The sequence below is a fragment of the Pseudomonas sp. AC016 genome, assembly GCF_979253365.1.
Genome location: NZ_CEEDCC010000001.1, coordinates 3,672,241 through 3,689,438, shown reverse-complemented (window position 1 = coordinate 3,689,438; position 17,198 = coordinate 3,672,241). Strand labels below are relative to the sequence as shown.

The window sequence follows — 17,198 nt, the reverse complement described above, 5'->3', positions numbered from 1 at the left end:
GACTACTTGAGGTCGTACCGATGTCTCAGGAACCACTCGTTCGTGACGCTGATGTGGCTGCTTTCCGCGCCGCAGTGCTCGCCAAACTCACTTACTCAGTGGGCAAGGACCCCGACCATGCGTTTGAGCATGACTGGTTCGAAGCTGTTGCCCTGGCTGCTCGTGACCACATGGTCGAGCACTGGATGGACCACACGCGACAGATTTATCGCAAGGTTCAGAAACGGGTCTATTACCTGTCGCTGGAATTTCTCATCGGCAGATTGCTGTACGACAGCCTGAGCAACCTGGGCCTGCTGGAAATCGCTCGCGAAGCCATGACCGAACTGGGCGTGGACATCGAGCGGATTCGTCTGCTGGAACCTGATGCCGCGCTGGGTAACGGTGGCCTGGGTCGTCTGGCGGCCTGCTTCATGGAAAGCATGTCGACGCTGGGCATTGCGGGTCATGGCTACGGCATTCGCTACGAGCACGGCCTGTTCCGTCAGGCAGTGGTCGACGGCTGGCAACAGGAGCAGACCGAGAACTGGCTGGACTTCGGTAACCCGTGGGAATTCGAACGCCCGGAAGTGGTGTACTCGATCGGCTTCGGCGGCAGCGTTGAAACCTTCACCAACGAAGCCGGTGAGACACGTCAGGTCTGGCGCCCGGGCGAAACCGTGCGCGCCATTGCCTACGACACCCCGGTAGTCGGCTGGCGTGGTGCAAGCGTGAACACCTTGCGCCTGTGGCGCGCCCGTGCGGTGGAAGATCTGCACCTGGAACGCTTCAACGCCGGTGACCACTTTGGTGCCGTGGCGGAAGTCGTGCGCGCTGAAAGTATTTCCCGTGTGCTGTACCCGAACGACGCGACTGAAGCCGGTCAGGAACTGCGCCTGCGTCAGGAATACTTCTTCGTTTCGGCTTCCCTGCAGGACTTGCTGCGTCGCCACCTGAACATGCACGCCACGCTGACCGATCTGCCGGAGCATGCGGCGATCCAGATGAACGACACACACCCGTCCATCGCCGTGGCCGAGCTGATGCGTCAGTTGATCGACAACCACAACATTCCGTGGGACACCGCCTGGAAAATTACCGTCGGCACCCTGGGCTACACCAACCACACGCTGCTGCCTGAAGCGCTGGAAACCTGGTCGGTCGGCCTGATGGAGCGGATGCTGCCGCGCCACATGCAGATCATCTACCTGATCAACGCGCAGCACATCGACACGCTGCGCGCCAAGGGCATCCACGATTTCGAAGTGCTGCGCGCGGTGTCGCTGATCGAAGAAGACAACGGCCGTCGCGTGCGCATGGGCAACCTGGCATTCCTCGGTTCCCACAGCGTCAACGGCGTTTCGGCATTGCACACTCAGTTGATGCGCAAAACCGTATTTGCCGAACTGCACAAGCTGTATCCGGAACGGATCAACAACAAGACCAACGGCATCACCTTCCGCCGCTGGCTGTTCCAGGCCAACCCGAAGCTGACCGAAATGCTGGTCGAAGCGCTCGGCCCGGACGTGCTGGACAACGCAGAAACCCGTTTGAAGGAGCTGGAGCCGTTCGCCGAGAAGTCATCCTTCCGCAAGCAAATGGCCGATCAACGCCTGCACAGCAAACGTGCGCTGGCGGCGATCATTCATGAACGCCTCGGCATCGCGGTCAACCCGGCGGCGATGTTCGACGTGCAGGTCAAGCGGATCCACGAATACAAGCGTCAGCTGCTGAACCTGTTCCACACCGTAGCCCTGTATCAGGCGATTCGTGCCGAGCCGGGCACGGACTGGGTGCCTCGGGTCAAGATCTTCGCAGGCAAGGCGGCAGCCAGCTATCACTCGGCCAAGCTGATCATCAAGCTCACCAACGACATCGCCCGCACCGTCAACAACGACCCGACCGTACGCGGCCTGCTCAAAGTGGTGTTCATGCCCAACTACAACGTCAGCCTGGCCGAGAGCATCATTCCGGCAGCCGACCTGTCGGAGCAGATCTCTACCGCAGGCCTTGAGGCCTCGGGTACCAGCAACATGAAGTTTGGCCTCAATGGCGCTCTGACCATCGGCACGCTGGACGGTGCCAACGTGGAAATGAGCGAGCAGATCGGTCTGGAAAACATGTTCATCTTCGGCATGACCTCGCAGGAAGTCGAAGCCCGCAAGCAGGCAGGCGACTTCAGCGCACATGGCGATGTTGCCGCGTCCGGCCGTTTGAACGATGTGTTGCAGGCGATTCGTGGCGGGGTGTTCTCGCCGGATGATCCGAACCGCTATGCAGGTCTGGTCGATCAACTGCTGGCCTATGACCGTTTCCTGGTCTGCGCCGACTTCGACTCGTACTGGGCCGCCCAGGCCAAGGTCGAGGAACGCTGGCACGACTCCAAGGAATGGTGGCGCTCGGCAGTGCTCAACACGGCACGCATGGGCTGGTTCTCCTCCGACCGGACCATTCGCGAGTACGCGGGCGAAATCTGGAAAGCACTGGACTGAAAACAGGGGGGCACATCCGTAACCTGATGCACCGCCCCCTTCGCGGACAAGTCCGCTCCTACTGGCAGAAACCCGCTTTCGACCTGTAGGAGTGGACTTGTCCACGAAGACTGGCTTTCAGACGCTCCATTTCGACTGAATGTACCGCTCCACGTCAGGAGCGCGCTGAGTCCCTCTCTCCCCTATACTGCGCACCGATAAACCTTCACACATCGAAAAGGATGTCGTCGCGTGCTTTGGATTTGTCTGGTAGTGGGCGGTGCAGTGCTCGGGTACTCGGTCAGTTACGACGAGTGGGAAGGCATGCTCATCGGTGCGGTCATGGGCTGGGGGCTATGGGCGGGAGTTCGCCTGTATCTGCTGGACAAACGCTCGGCAGAGCAGTCTCTGGAGTTACTCGCTACCCGGAAAACCGTCGAATCCCTCCAACAGCGCCTGACGCTTCTCGAATACCCGCCTGTTCCAAGCCCGCAACCCGTTGCCGAAGCGCAGCAGACCGCTCCGCTGCCCGCCGACTCGGTCATCATCGCAGCGCAGACCACCGGACCCGAACTGATCTGGGACTTGCCTGCTGAAGAAGCACCTGTAGCGCCGACCGCTGCCCCAGTTGCAACGGCCACGACCAGGCAAGCATCGACCACACCGCCTTCACCCAACTTCATCGAAAAGACTCTATCCGGCGCCATGGGCTGGCTGATGGGTGGCAATACGGTTTTGCGGGTCGGCATCGTCGTGCTGTTCCTGGGGCTGGCCTTTCTGTTGCGCTACGCCACCGAAGGCATGGTCGTACCCATAGAGGCGCGCTATGCAGGTGTGGCCGCCAGCGCGCTGGCATTGTTGGGGCTTGGCTGGTGGCTGCGCCTGCGCAACGCACCTTACGCCCTGATGCTTCAGGGCGCGGGCATCGGTGTGCTGTACCTGACGGTATTCGCCGCGATGAAACTGCACACGCTGCTCGACCCGACTCTGGGCTTCGGGCTATTGGTAGCGATCACGGCGTTCTCGGCCGTGCTGGCCCTGACCCAGAATTCGCTGGCGCTGGCCTGCGCAGGCGCACTGGGCGGGTTTGCCGCGCCGCTGCTGGCCTCGACCGGGCAAGGCAGTCATGTGTCGTTGTTCAGCTATTTTGCTCTACTCAACGCCGGTATCTTCGCCATCGCCTGGTTCCGGGCCTGGCGCGTGCTGAACCTGATCGGTTTTTTCGGCACGTTCGGCATCGGCTTTGCGTGGGGTATCAAAGCCTACACACCGGAGCTGTTCTGGAGCACCGAACCATTCCTGATCCTGTTTTTCCTGATGTACTTGGCCATCGGCCTGCTGTTTGCGCGGCGCAAGCTTCAGGAGCAGGCAGGCGGGCCACAGGATGACAGCCGCAACGCCTTGCTGCGCTGGTCGGCGCGTCAGGGCGATTATGTCGACGGCACGTTGCTGTTCGGGACGCCTATCGCCGGGTTCGGCCTGCAATATGCGCTGGTCGAACACTTCGAACTGGGCGCTGCATTCAGTGCGCTGGCGCTGGGTGTGATTTACATGGGACTGGCGCGGGTGCTGGCAGCGCGCGGCTCGGAAAGAACCACCTTGCTGATGGAAACCTGCCTGGCACTGGGCGTGGTGTTCACGACACTGGCGATCCCGCTGGGGCTGGGTTCGCAATGGACGACCTGCGCCTGGGCCGTGGAAGGCGCAGCCATCTTCTGGCTGGGCATGCGCCAACATCGAGTATTGGCGCGTGCGTTTGGTCTGTTCCTGCAATTGGCTGCCGGCATCACCCTGCTGAGCAACCTGGATCTGTCGGACGCATCGCTGTTGCTCCACGGTGATTACTGGACCGCGATGATTCTGGCGATTGCCGCCTTTGTCAGCGCCTGGTGCATCCATCGCTACCAGACGTTGACGCTGATGGATCAGGAATTGGCCAGAGCGTTGTTGATGGTCTGGGCTGCGGCGTGGTGGATGTTTTCAGTCATCAACGTCGTCCAGTTGTTCGTGCCTGTCTTGCTGCAGACCTCTGCGCTGCTGATGGCGGCGGCGGCCAGTGCCGCGCTCTGGACCATGCTGGCATTGCGGCTACGCTGGTCCGATCTGGCGACGTTGTGCGCCACACTGACTCCGCTCTGCACCCTTGTGCTGCTGACCTCGCTGGGCAGTCAGTATCACCCGGCGCAGGATGGCGGCTGGATCGCCTGGCTGGCGGTATTCGCGGTGCATCTGCTCTCGCTTCGTCGCCTCGCCGAACTGGCCCCGAGCCTTGCGATTCGCCTTGCACATGTCGTTGGCTGCTGGCTGATCATCGCCGTACTGGCCCTGGAGCTGCGCTTCGGGCTGATGCAATTGTCCGACCAGTACAACGCATGGCGCTGGCTGGGTTGGGCCGTTGTGCCGAGCCTGTACCTGTGGGCAATGACGTCGCAGCGCCAATGGCCGTGGCCTGTGTCCACCTACCCTCAGGCCTACCGGGTCAGCGCCGCCGCTCCGCTCGCCGTATTGATGCTCGCATGGTTCTGGCTGGCCAATATCTTCAGCGACGGTGCGGCCGACCCGCTGCCGTACGTCCCACTGCTCAACCCGCTGGAAATCGGTCTGCTGTTCTCGCTGGCTAGCGTCTTCCTGTGGACTCGCCATTACCTGCCGAAGATGGGCCTGGATGACACGCGCTCGCGCAATATTCCCCTGCTGACAGCAGGCGCTTCACTCTTTGCGCTGGTCACGGCAATGGTCATGCGCACTGCGCATCACTGGGCTGATGTGCCCTGGAACACCGAATATCTGCTCGAATCGATGCGCGTTCAGGCCGGGCTGTCGATCGTCTGGACGTTGATGGCACTGGCACTGATGATCGGCGGGCACATGCGCGCCCATCGACAGATCTGGCTGGGCGGCGCAGCGTTGATCGGCGTGGTGGTGATCAAACTGTTCTTCATCGAACTGGGCAATCGCGGGGGCATGGAACGTATTGTCTCGTTCATAGGAGTTGGCATTCTGCTACTGGTGGTGGGATATTTCGCACCATTACCGCCGAAACCTCCCGTTACCCAGACTGCCGGGGAGCCCGGCACGGCTCCAACCGCTGAGCCGAACAGCCCATGAGGAAACCGTTCTTGAGTCGTTCACCCCTGAAAATCGCCGTGCTCGGCCTGACCCTGTGCACGACGATGGCCGCCCATGCTCAAGACAAACCGGCCGATTTCGCCAGCCAGACGCCGCTGACGCTCAGCGGTGATGGCCCGTGGTATCGCATCGAACTGCCACTTTCGGTGCAACTGAATGCGCGGCAGGCCAATTTGAGCGATCTGCGCGTGTTCAATAACGAAGGCCAACCGCAGGCGTATGCCCTGAATCAGAAGCAGGCTTCGCAGGAACAGGAGCCCACGCCGATCCCGGTCAAGCGGTTCGCGCTCTACAGCACCCAGGAAGCGGGCGATGCCACGCCGGTCATTCGCATCGAGCGCACCGGCAATGGCACTGTGATCGAAGTCCAGCCGCAAAGCGACATCGAGGCCGGCGAAGAAGTGCTGCGCGGCTGGCTGCTGGACACCAGTGCGATCAAGGCCCCGCTTGAACAGTTGATCATCGACTGGAGCGCCGAGCGCGAGGGTTTCCAGAGTTTCAGCATCGAGGCCAGCGATGACCTCCAGCACTGGCGCGACTGGGGTGAAGGACAGGTTGCACGACTTTCGTTCGCCGATGAAGTGGTCGATCAGCGCGAGGTCGGTCTACCCGGCCAGAGCGCACGCTATCTGCGCCTGTTGTGGCGCTCGCCGCACAGCGCACCCACGTTGATCTCGGCCCATCTGTTCGCGGCCGACAGCGAAACGCCCACCCCGCCATTGACCTGGTCACCACCGGTCACCGGTAAGGTCGAAAAGGCCAACGAATATGTCTGGGAGCTGCCTGCGGGCCTGCCTGTCGAACGTGTGAAAGTCGACATCGCCCAGCCCAACAGCCTTGCGCCGGGCACACTCTACGCACGCAGCGACGCCAGACAGCCGTGGCAACCGATCAGCAGCGGACTGCTGTATCGCCTGACGCAGAATGGCAGCGATGTGGTTCAGGATCAGTTGCAATTGTCCGGGCGTATCGTGCAGCAACTCAAACTGGTGGTCGATGACCGCGGCGGCGGACTGGGTGCCGAAGCACCAGCATTGAGTGTCGCCGTCCGGGCCAGCGAAGTGGTATTTCTGGCGCGCGGCAACGGGCCGTTCACCCTCGCCGTGGGCAACACCTCCGTGAAGGCCGCCAACCTGTCGCTGGCGACTCTCATTCCCGATTTCACCCCGCAGAAACTGGCCACCCTCGGCACGGCGAAACCAACGTCCGCCACGGTCGCCAACATGGCCGCGCCGCTGCCGGTCGTGCAGGAAAGCGTCGATTTCAAGCGCATCGGACTGTGGGCAGTCCTGGTGCTGGGCGTGCTGTTTCTGGGCTGGATGGCGATGAGCACCCTGCGTACCTCGAAACGCTGAACAGGCCGTCCGAGAGCGCCGGATTCCAGCTACGCTGATCCGGCGTATGAACTGAAACAGTCATAAGCCAGTCTGATAGCAGTATTACGTCGCCACTCGCGTTAAACTGCGCGGGTTTTCATACCCCCCTATTTCGGAGCTATCCATGTCCCGCGTTACACTAAGTCGCTACTTGATTGAGCAGACCCGCAGCAACAACACTCCTGCCGATCTGCGCTTCCTGATCGAAGTAGTGGCGCGAGCATGCAAGGAAATCAGCCACGCCGTCTCCAAGGGCGCACTGGGCGGTGTACTCGGCAGCATGGGCACCGAGAACGTGCAGGGCGAAGTACAGAAAAAGCTCGACGTGATCTCCAACGAAATCCTGCTGGAAGCCAACGAATGGGGCGGTCACCTGGCTGGCATGGCGTCCGAAGAAATGGACAACGCCTACCAGATTCCAGGCAAATACCCCAAGGGTGCCTACCTGCTGGTATTCGACCCGCTGGACGGCTCGTCCAACATCGACATCAACGCACCGGTCGGCACCATCTTCTCGGTATTGCGCTGCCCGAACCAGTACCTGAGCCAGAACGAAGCCCTGAACGAAAAGGCTTTCCTGCAGCCAGGCACCGAGCAGGTTGCTGCCGGTTACGCGATCTACGGTCCACAGACCATGCTGATCCTGACCCTGGGCGACGGCGTGAAAGGCTTCACGCTGGACCGCGAAATGGGCAGCTTCGTACTGACTCACGAAGACATCACCATCCCTGAAACCACTCAGGAATTCGCCATCAACATGTCCAACCAGCGCCACTGGGAAGCCCCGGTACAGCGCTATGTGGACGAGTTGCTGCAGGGCGAAGAAGGCCCGCTGAAGAAGAACTACAACATGCGCTGGGTTGCGGCCATGGTCGCCGACGTACACCGCATCCTGACCCGTGGCGGTCTGTTCATGTATCCGCGTGACAGCCGTGAGCCTTCCAAGCCGGGCAAGCTGCGCCTGATGTATGAAGCCAACCCGATGTCGTTCCTGGTTGAGCAGGCCGGCGGCGCGTCCACCGACGGCCACCAGCGCATCCTCGACATTCAGCCTGAAGGCCTGCACCAGCGTGTCGCGGTGTTCCTGGGTTCGAAGCAGGAAGTCGAGCGCGCCACCGCTTACCACAAAGAGTAAGAGGGACAAGACCGATGCGTGCGCCCTGGCTGCCACTGCTCGACTGGTGGTTCGGTTCTGCCGAATCGCCCAGTGAAGTGGTGAAAGCCAGGAACACGCTCTGGTTCGGCAAGAAAAAAGCCAACGACACCGAAGCGCGAGAGCGCTTTGGTGATCAGGTCGAAAAGGCCCTGGCGGGCGAACTGGCCGAATGGGCGGAAAACCCCAAGGGCTGGCTGGCGCTGATCCTGTTGCTCGACCAATTGCCCCGCATGATTCACCGCGATACACCCAAAGCCTTTGCCGGCGACCTGCGCGCGCAGTCATTGGTCAAACACGGATTGAAACTGGAGCGCGATCAGCACCTTGATCCGTTGCAGCGCACATTCATCTATCTGGTGCTGGAACACAGCGAGGACCTCGCTGACCAGAACCATGCCATCACCTGCTTTACCCGTCTGCTTCCCCTGCTGCCCGCCACTGATCGCGACTACTTCAAAAGCAGCCTGGATTACGCAGAACGCCATCAAAAGATCATTGCCCGCTTCGGGCGCTTTCCGCACCGCAATGCTGTTCTGGGCAGGCCGTCGACCGAAGAAGAGATAGAATTTCTCAAGAAACCCGGCTCAAGCTTCTGATCAGCCAGATAAATCCTTGTCCCTGCCGGGAACCAGATCGGCTTTTTCTCTTCTAACCTTTCGGTATTGCGCCAGCGTCAGGCTGCATCAGCCCTCGTTGCGACGCGACCCCCTTCCGTTCAGGAGCTACATCCATGTCCTTGCGCTATGTCGCGTTACTGTCGTTTTGCGTGTTTCTGGCTGCGTGCAGCAAAATCACCCAAGAGAACTACGCCAAGCTCTCCGCTGGCATGCCCAAGGCTCAGGTCGAGTCGCTGCTGGGCAGCCCGACCGAGTGCTCCGGTGCGCTGGGCATGTCGAGTTGCACATGGGGTGATCAGAACACTTTCATCAGCGTCCAGTATGCAGCCGACAAGGTCGTGCTGTTCTCGGGCCAGGGCCTCAAATAAACATGATCAAGGTACTCGTTCGGTTTGGTATCTTCGTGATGGCCAGTTTTCTGGCCATCGGCTTTGCACACTCGGCTGACAACCTTGAGCCGAGGACAGTCGACAGCGTCGATCTCAAGCAGTATCAGGGCACGTGGTACGAGCTGGCGCGTCTGCCGATGTTCTTCCAGCGCAAGTGCGCCCAGTCCGAGGCCCATTACGCACTCAAGGATGACGGCAACATTGCGGTGACAAACCGCTGCCGCACCCTTGAGGGCGAGTGGCAGGAAGCGACCGGCACAGCGACGCCGCAGGTGCCGGGCAAGACCGACAAGCTGTGGGTCGAGTTCGACAACTGGTTCTCGCGTCTGCTGCCGGGCGTCGCCAAGGGCGATTACTGGGTGCTGGATATCGGCAACGGCTACAAGACCGCTGTGGTTGGCAATCCGGACCGCAAATACCTGTGGCTGCTGTCCCGCACGCCAACTGTCTCCGAGTCGGTCAAACAGGACATGCTGAGCAAGGCCCGCCAACAGGGTTACGACACCTCACGCCTGATCTGGCGCGAGGATGATTCGAAGATTGGCAAAGAAGCGAAGTAACGATTCAAGCGAGGAAATCTGATCGTGCCCGCCGACTGGCACGATCAGACAGTGCCGACTCAGTTCTGGTGATACTGCGCCGACAACTCGTGCACGGCCTCAATGAAAGCGCCCGCATTCGCCGGGTCGACTTCCGGCGTAATGCCATGACCCAGATTGAACACATGCCCGGTGCCGCTGCCATAGCTGGCAAGGATGCGTGCGACTTCCTGGCGGATAGCCTCAGGACGCGCATAAAGTACGGTCGGGTCCATGTTGCCCTGCAATGAAACCTTGCTGCCGACACGCCGACGCGCTTCACCAATGTCGCAGGTCCAGTCCAGCCCCAGTGCATCGGCACCGGCATCGGCAATGCTTTCCAGCCACAAGCCGCCACCCTTGGTGAACAGAATCACCGGCACCTTGCGCCCGTCGTGCTCGCGGATCAGGCCGTTGACGATCTTGCGCATGTACGCCAGAGAAAACTCCTGATACGCCGCCGAAGACAGGCTGCCGCCCCAACTGTCGAAAATCTGCACCGCCTGCGCGCCCGCCAGAATCTGGCCGTTGAGGTAGGTGGTGACCGACTGCGCCAGCTTGTCCAGCAACAGGTGCATGGCTTGCGGGTTGTCGTAGAGCATGGCCTTGGACTTGCGGAAGTCTTTCGAGGAGCCGCCTTCGACCATGTAGGTCGCCAGGGTCCACGGGCTGCCGGCAAAGCCGATCAGCGGAACGCGACCATTGAGTTCGCGGCGGATGGTGCTGACCGCGTCCATCACGTAACCCAGATCCTTCTGCGCATCAGGGATCGGCAGGGCTTCGATATCGGCCAGCGTGCTGACGGTCTTCTTGAAGCGCGGGCCTTCACCGGTTTCGAAATACAGGCCAAGCCCCATCGCATCGGGAATGGTCAGGATGTCGGAGAACAGGATCGCCGCATCGAGCGGGTAGCGGTCAAGCGGCTGCAACGTGACTTCACAGGCGAACTGCGGGTTCTTGCACAGGCTCATGAAGTCGCCGGCGCTGGCGCGGCTGGCACGGTACTCGGGCAGATAGCGGCCCGCCTGACGCATCATCCAGACTGGGGTCACGTCCACGGGTTGCTTGAGCAGGGCGCGCAGGAAACGGTCGTTCTTCAGGGCAGTCATGTCGGCATCCGCTATAAAAGTGCGGGCATTTTCTCAGAGCGCGACGTAAAAGGCACGGCAAGAGCCGTGTCTTTTATCTATCGAGCTGATTTGTTACAGACATGAAACCTGTGAGACGCACGAGCCTGGACTGTTCCAGGCCCGGCCTGACGACCTCAAACGCCCAGGTAATCCAGAATCCCTTCAGCCGCATTACGGCCTTCGAAGATCGCAGTGACCACCAGGTCGGAGCCGCGAACCATGTCGCCACCGGCGAAGATTTTCGGGTTGCTGGTCTGGTGCTTGTACTGCGACTGCTCGGGCGCAATCACGCGGCCCTGGCTGTCGGTGTTGATCGTGAAGGGTTCGAACCATGCAGCCGGGCTCGGGCGGAAACCGAAGGCGATGACCACGGCGTCGGCCGGGATGATTTCCTCGGAGCCCGGAATCGGCTCGGGGCTGCGACGGCCACGGGCATCCGGCTCGCCGAGACGGGTCTCGACCACTTTCACGCCCTCGACCTTGTCCTCGCCGACGATGGCGATCGGCTGACGGTTGTAGAGAAACTTCACGCCCTCTTCCTTGGCGTTCTTCACTTCCTTGCGCGAACCCGGCATGTTTTCTTCGTCGCGACGATAGGCGCAGGTCACGGACTTGGCACCCTGACGGATCGACGTGCGGTTGCAGTCCATCGCGGTATCGCCACCGCCCAGTACCACGACCCGCTTGCCTTTCATGTCGACGAAATCTTCAGGTGACTTTTCGAAGCCCAGATTGCGATTGACGTTGGCGATCAGGAAGTCGAGTGCATCGTGTACGCCCGGCAGGTCTTCACCGGCAAAGCCGCCTTTCATGTAGGTGTAAGTGCCCATGCCCATGAACACGGCATCGTACTCTTCGAGCAACTGGTCGATGGTGACGTCCTTGCCGACTTCGGTATTGAGACGGAACTCGATACCCATGCCGGTGAACACCTCGCGACGATGGCTCAGCACGCTCTTCTCGAGCTTGAACTCGGGAATGCCGAAGGTCAGCAGACCGCCGATTTCAGGGTTCTTGTCGAACACCACCGGCGTCACACCGCCACGCACCAGCACATCGGCGCAACCCAGGCCCGCAGGTCCGGCACCGATGATTGCCACGCGCTTGCCGGTCGGCACGACCTTGGACATGTCGGGACGCCAGCCCATGGCGAAGGCGGTGTCGGTGATGTACTTCTCGACCGAACCGATGGTCACGGCGCCGAAGCCGTCGTTCAGGGTGCAGGCACCCTCGCACAGACGGTCCTGCGGGCATACGCGGCCGCAGACTTCCGGCAGGGTGTTGGTCTGGTGCGACAGCTCGGCCGCCGCCAGGATATTGCCCTCGGCGACCAGCTTGAGCCAGTTGGGAATGAAGTTGTGCACCGGGCACTTCCATTCGCAATACGGGTTACCGCAGCCCAGGCAGCGGTGCGCCTGATCGGCGGACTGCTGGGGCTTGAAGGGTTCGTAGATCTCCACGAACTCTTTCTTGCGCTGACGCAGCAGCTTCTTCTTCGGGTCTTTACGCCCGACATCGATGAACTGAAAGTCGTTACTTAGACGCTCGGCCATTCTCTAGAACCTCTACACGACAGCTTCAGGCGGTAGCCCTGAAGCCGCAGGAAATCATGTTCGCAGGCATTCGCGCACTGCTGTGGTCGTGCGGCGTGATACACGCCGCGTGCAGTTGCGCTTATTGCGGGTTCGCCCGGGTGCTGGAGAGCAGCGACTTCAGGTTGGCAGCCTTGGGCTTGACCAGCCAGAAACGACGCAGGTAGTCGTCCAGGTTTTCCGCAAGGTTGCGACCCCATTCACTGTCGGTTTCCGCGACATACTCGTTCAGCACGCTCTGCAGGTGAGTGCGATAAGCTTCCATCGCCTCGCCGCTGATGCGCTGGATTTCAACCAGTTCATGATTGACGCGGTCGACGAACGTGTTGTCCTGATCCAGCACGTAGGCGAAACCGCCCGTCATGCCGGAGCCGAAGTTGTAGCCGGTCTTGCCGAGGACGCAGACGAAACCGCCCGTCATGTATTCACAGCAGTGATCGCCCGTGCCTTCCACAACCGTGTGGGCACCGGAGTTACGTACCGCGAAACGCTCACCCGCCGTGCCCGCCGCAAACAGCTTGCCGCCGGTTGCGCCGTACAGGCAGGTGTTGCCGATGATCGCACTCTCGTTGGTCTTGAACGGGCTGCCCTTGGGCGGCACGATAACCAGCTTGCCAGCGGTCATGCCTTTGCCGACGTAGTCGTTGGCATCGCCTTCCAGATACATGTTCAGGCCACCGGCGTTCCACACGCCGAAGCTCTGACCGGCCGTGCCCTTGAAGCGGAACGTGACCGGCGCCTTGTTCATGCCCTGGTTGCCGTGCAGACGAGCGATTTCGCCGGAAATCCGCGCGCCGATGGAACGGTCGCAGTTGCAGATGTCCATCTCGTATTCGCCGCCGCTGAGGGCTTCGATGGCCGGCTTGGCCAGCTCTACCATCTTCTCGGCCAGCAGGCCCTTGTCGAAAGGCGGGTTGCGATCCACGAGACTGAACTGAGGCTTGTCAGCCGGAATATGGTCGCTGCCCAGCAACGGCGTCAGGTCCAGATGCTGCTGCTTTTCGGTTTCGCCCGGCAGTATTTCCAGCAAGTCGGTACGGCCGATCAGCTCTTCCAGCGAACGCACACCCAGTTTGGCCAGCCACTCACGCGTCTCTTCAGCCACGTAGGTGAAGAAGTTGATCACCATATCGACGGTGCCGATGTAGTGATCCTTGCGCAGCTTCTCGTTCTGGGTCGCGACGCCGGTGGCGCAGTTGTTCAGGTGGCAGATACGCAGGTATTTGCAGCCCAGCGCGATCATCGGCGCAGTGCCGAAGCCGAAGCTCTCGGCACCCAGAATCGCCGCCTTGATCACGTCAAGGCCGGTTTTCAGGCCGCCGTCGGTCTGCACACGGACCTTGCCGCGCAGGTCGTTGCCGCGCAGGGTCTGGTGAGTTTCAGCCAGGCCCAGCTCCCACGGCGCACCGGCGTACTTGATCGAGGTCAGTGGCGAAGCACCGGTACCGCCGTCATAACCGGAAATGGTGATCAGGTCGGCGTAGGCCTTGGCGACACCGGCCGCGATCGTACCGACGCCCGCCTCAGCTACCAGCTTGACCGAAACCAATGCCGCCGGGTTGACCTGCTTGAGGTCGAAAATCAGCTGCGACAAGTCTTCGATGGAATAGATGTCGTGGTGCGGTGGTGGCGAAATCAGGGTCACGCCCGGCACTGCATAACGCAGTTTGGCGATCAGACCGTTGACCTTGCCGCCTGGCAACTGCCCGCCTTCGCCAGGCTTGGCACCCTGAGCGACCTTGATCTGCAGCACGTCGGCGTTGACCAGGTATTCCGGCGTCACACCGAAACGACCTGTAGCGATCTGCTTGATCTTGGAGCTGCGGATAGTGCCGTAGCGCGCCGGGTCTTCACCGCCTTCACCGGAGTTGGAGCGGGCACCCAGACGGTTCATCGCCTCGGCCAGCGCTTCGTGCGCCTCGGGCGACAGTGCGCCCAGCGAGATACCGGCAGAGTCGAAGCGCTTGAGAATCTCGGACAGCGGCTCGATTTCGTCGATGTTCAGCGGCTGGTCGAGGGTCTTGACCTGCAGCAGGTCGCGAATCATCGACACCGGGCGCTTGTCCACCAGCGAGGTGTATTCCTTGAATTTGCTGTAGTCGCCCTGCTGCACTGCAGCCTGCAGGGTGCTGACCACGTCCGGGTTGTAGGCGTGGTATTCGCCACCGAACACGAATTTGAGCAGACCGCCTTGCTGGATCGGCTTGCGCGGGCTCCAGGCTTCGGCCGCCAAGGCCTTCTGCTCGGCTTCGATGTCGACGAAACGCGCGCCCTTCAGACGGCTCGGCACACCGCGGAAGCTGGTGTTGCAGACCTCCTCGGACAAGCCAATGGCTTCGAACAGCTGCGCACCACGGTAGGACGCAACGGTCGAGATGCCCATCTTGGACAGGATTTTGAGCAGTCCCTTGGTAATGCCTTTACGGTAGTTCTTGAAGACTTCGTACAGATCGCCCAGCACTTCGCCGGTACGGATCAGGTCGCCCAGCACTTCGTAGGCCAGGAACGGGTAGACCGCCGACGCACCGAAACCGATCAGCACCGCGAAGTGATGCGGGTCACGGGCGGTCGCGGTTTCGACCAGAATGTTGCTGTCGCAACGCAGACCCTGTTCGGTCAGACGGTGGTGAACCGCGCCAACCGCCAGCGATGCGTGGACCGGCAGTTTGCCGGGTGCGATATGACGGTCGCTCAGCACGATCAGGGTATGACCGGAACGCACCGCTTCTTCGGCCTGATCGGCGACGTTGCGGACTGCGGCTTCAAGGCCCATCTGCTCGTCGTAGTTCAGGTCGATGATGTAGCGTTCGAAGCCCGGGCGATCCAGGTTCATCAGCGAGCGCCACTTGGCCGGGGAAATGACCGGCGAGCTGAGGATCACGCGCGAAGCGTGCTCGGGCGACTCCTGGAAAATGTTGCGCTCGGCACCGAGGCAGATTTCCAGCGACATGACGATGGCTTCACGCAGCGGGTCGATCGGCGGGTTGGTGACCTGCGCGAACTGCTGGCGGAAGTAATCGTAAGGCGAGCGCACACGACGCGACAGCACGGCCATCGGCGTGTCATCACCCATCGATCCCACGGCTTCCTGACCCTGCTCGCCCAGCGGACGCAGCACCTGATCACGCTCTTCGAACGTGACCTGATACATCTTCATGTATTGCTTGAGCTGGTCGCTGTTATAGAAAGCCGAACCGTGGTCGTTGTCTTCCATGGTTGCCTGAATGCGCAAGGCGTTCTTGCGCAGCCACTGCTTATATGGATGACGCGACTTGAGGCGGTTATCGATGGCGTCGGTGTCGAGGATCTGACCGGTCTCGGTATCGACCGCGAAGATCTGGCCCGGACCGACACGGCCCTTGGCGATGACGTCTTCAGGCTTGTAGTCCCACACGCCGATTTCCGAAGCCAGGGTGATGTAACCGTTCTTGGTGGTGACCCAGCGCGCCGGGCGCAGACCGTTACGGTCCAGCAGGCAGACCGCGTGGCGACCTTCGGTCATCACGACACCGGCCGGACCGTCCCACGGCTCCATGTGCATGGAGTTGTATTCATAGAAGGCCCGCAGATCCGGGTCCATGGTCTCGACGTTCTGCCACGCAGGCGGAATGATCATGCGCACGCCACGGAACAGGTCGATGCCGCCAGTGACCATCAGCTCAAGCATGTTGTCCATGCTCGACGAGTCGGAACCGACGCGGTTGACCAGCGGCCCCAGCTCATCCAGTTCCATCAGGTCGTTGGTGAACTTGGTACGGCGCGCCTGCGCCCAGTTGCGGTTACCGGTAATGGTGTTGATCTCGCCGTTGTGGGCGAGAAAGCGGAACGGCTGAGCCAGCGGCCATTTCGGCAGAGTGTTGGTCGAGAACCGCTGGTGGAACACGCAGATCGCGGTTTGCAGGCGTTCATCGCTCAGGTCCGGGAAGAAGGCCGTGAGGTCGGCCGGCATCATCAGACCTTTATAAATGATGGTCTTGTGCGAAAAGCTGCAGATGTAGTGCTCGGTATCAGCGGCGTTGGCCACCGATGAACGGCGACGCGCGCTGAACAGCTTGATCGCGAACTCCTGATCACTCAGGCCTTCACCGCCGATGTAGACCTGTTCGATCTTCGGCAGACGCTCCAGCGCCAGGCGACCCAGCACGCTGGTATCGATCGGCACCTGACGCCAGCCCACCAGTTCCAGGCCCTCGGCCAGGATTTCGCGGTTCATGTTTTCGCGTGCGGCTTCGGCCTTGGCGTCGTCCTGATTGAGGAACACCATGCCCACAGCATATTGGCGGGGCAGATCGACACCGAAGTGTTCCCTGGACATCGCGCGCAGGAAGCCGTCGGGCTTCTGAATCAGCAGACCGCAACCGTCACCGGTCTTGCCGTCGGCATTAATGCCACCACGGTGGGTCATGCAGGTCAGGGCTTGGATAGCCGTCTGCAACAGGTGATGACTGGGCTCGCCTTGCATGTGTGCGATCAGGCCGAAACCACAGTTATCCTTGAATTCATCTGGTTGGTACAGACCTGCTTTCATAGACACTTTCTCACCAGGCTGCCTCTATGCGAGGCAAATTTCCTTTTAATTCAACCAATTACCTGTCACGCCGAACGTACGCCGGCTTCGGACGGGCAAAACGGAGGTCATTGTACACAGCGATACTGGGGCTCACAAATTTAACGACGATTGGTGGATAATCAATGTCGCAATTGTGAAAGTTTTAAAGCGGGTCACTGTGGTAGTCAAAGTATTTCTTGAATAATCTGACTGAAGCGACTGAGACTGCGGA

The 17,198-nt window shown here is 60.8% G+C and carries 10 protein-coding genes; 7 read left to right on the top strand and 3 right to left on the bottom strand.

Annotated elements, in window-relative coordinates; translation table 11 throughout:
• The first annotated feature begins 20 nt into the window (after positions 1 to 20).
• From AC0IXS_RS16655 to AC0IXS_RS16625, 7 genes are all read left to right on the top strand, one after another.
• On the top strand, positions 21 to 2,471 hold the full coding sequence (locus AC0IXS_RS16655; RefSeq protein ID WP_004882701.1) for a glycogen/starch/alpha-glucan phosphorylase: 2,451 nt from the start codon (positions 21 to 23) through the stop codon (positions 2,469 to 2,471).
• Positions 2,472 to 2,702: 231 nt separating this feature from the next.
• Entirely contained in the window at positions 2,703 to 5,558 is a 2,856-nt protein-coding gene (locus tag AC0IXS_RS16650; RefSeq protein ID WP_057410466.1) for a DUF2339 domain-containing protein, read from the top strand.
• Positions 5,559 to 5,584: 26 nt separating this feature from the next.
• Positions 5,585 to 6,934 (top strand): DUF3999 domain-containing protein, encoded by a 1,350-nt coding sequence (locus AC0IXS_RS16645; protein ID WP_471826254.1) that lies wholly within the window; start codon positions 5,585 to 5,587, stop codon positions 6,932 to 6,934.
• Positions 6,935 to 7,079: 145 nt separating this feature from the next.
• Complete coding sequence (locus AC0IXS_RS16640; protein WP_004882704.1) at positions 7,080 to 8,090, top strand: class 1 fructose-bisphosphatase; 1,011 nt, start codon at positions 7,080 to 7,082, stop codon at positions 8,088 to 8,090.
• A gap of 14 nt (positions 8,091 to 8,104) precedes the next feature.
• Positions 8,105 to 8,707, top strand: a complete 603-nt coding sequence (locus AC0IXS_RS16635; RefSeq protein WP_122668662.1) for a DUF924 family protein — start codon at positions 8,105 to 8,107, stop codon at positions 8,705 to 8,707.
• Between the two features lie 134 nt (positions 8,708 to 8,841).
• Positions 8,842 to 9,096, top strand: coding sequence for an outer membrane protein assembly factor BamE domain-containing protein (gene bamE, locus AC0IXS_RS16630; RefSeq protein ID WP_004882706.1), 255 nt, complete (start codon positions 8,842 to 8,844; stop codon positions 9,094 to 9,096).
• A 2-nt stretch (positions 9,097 to 9,098) separates the two neighbouring features.
• Complete coding sequence (locus tag AC0IXS_RS16625; RefSeq protein WP_122668663.1) at positions 9,099 to 9,677, top strand: lipocalin family protein; 579 nt, start codon at positions 9,099 to 9,101, stop codon at positions 9,675 to 9,677.
• Positions 9,678 to 9,736: 59 nt separating this feature from the next.
• Here the strand turns inward: AC0IXS_RS16625 and hemE are convergent, their stop codons facing one another.
• The 3 genes from hemE to gltB all read right to left on the bottom strand — a co-directional run bounded on the left by hemE (position 9,737) and on the right by gltB (position 16,945).
• A complete protein-coding gene (gene hemE / locus AC0IXS_RS16620) occupies positions 9,737 to 10,804 on the bottom strand; it encodes a uroporphyrinogen decarboxylase (RefSeq protein WP_004882708.1) in 1,068 nt (355 codons plus the stop codon).
• A gap of 155 nt (positions 10,805 to 10,959) precedes the next feature.
• Entirely contained in the window at positions 10,960 to 12,378 is a 1,419-nt protein-coding gene (locus AC0IXS_RS16615; RefSeq protein ID WP_004882710.1) for an FAD-dependent oxidoreductase, read from the bottom strand.
• A gap of 121 nt (positions 12,379 to 12,499) precedes the next feature.
• Positions 12,500 to 16,945, bottom strand: coding sequence for a glutamate synthase large subunit (gene gltB / locus AC0IXS_RS16610; RefSeq protein WP_122668664.1), 4,446 nt, complete (start codon positions 16,943 to 16,945; stop codon positions 12,500 to 12,502).
• Between the last annotated feature and the right edge of the window lie 253 nt (positions 16,946 to 17,198).